Annotated in this window: 1 pseudogene; it reads left to right on the forward strand. The window is 66.2% G+C overall.

Annotation, left to right across the window (positions count from 1 at the left end):
• Positions 1–455, forward strand: a pseudogene (locus AN215_RS00045) (transcription termination factor Rho); the annotation flags it as partial.

Here is a 455-nt window from a genome sequence, read left to right on the forward strand (position 1 = left end):
GAGGTGATCTCCTCGACCTTCGACCGTCCCGCGGAGGATCACACCACGATCGCGGAGCTGGCGATCGAGCGGGCCAAGCGTCTGGTGGAGCTGGGTCATGACGTGGTGGTGCTGCTGGACAACATCACCCGGCTGGGGCGGGCCTACAACCTCTCGGCTCCCGCTTCGGGGCGGATCCTGTCCGGCGGTGTGGATTCCACGGCGCTGTATCCGCCGAAGAAGTTCTTCGGTGCGGCGCGGAACATCGAGGACGGCGGTTCGCTGACGATCCTGGCCGCGGCTTTGGTGGAGACCGGCTCCCGGATGGACGAGGTGATCTTCGAGGAGTTCAAGGGCACCGGCAACATGGAGCTGAAGCTGGACCGGAAGCTGTCGGAGAAGCGGATCTTCCCCGCGGTCGACGTGGACGCCTCCGGCACCCGCAAGGAGGAGATCCTCATGGCGGGCGACGAGCT

Source organism: Streptomyces abyssalis, assembly GCF_001751365.1.
GTDB lineage: Bacteria > Actinomycetota > Actinomycetes > Streptomycetales > Streptomycetaceae > Streptomyces > Streptomyces abyssalis.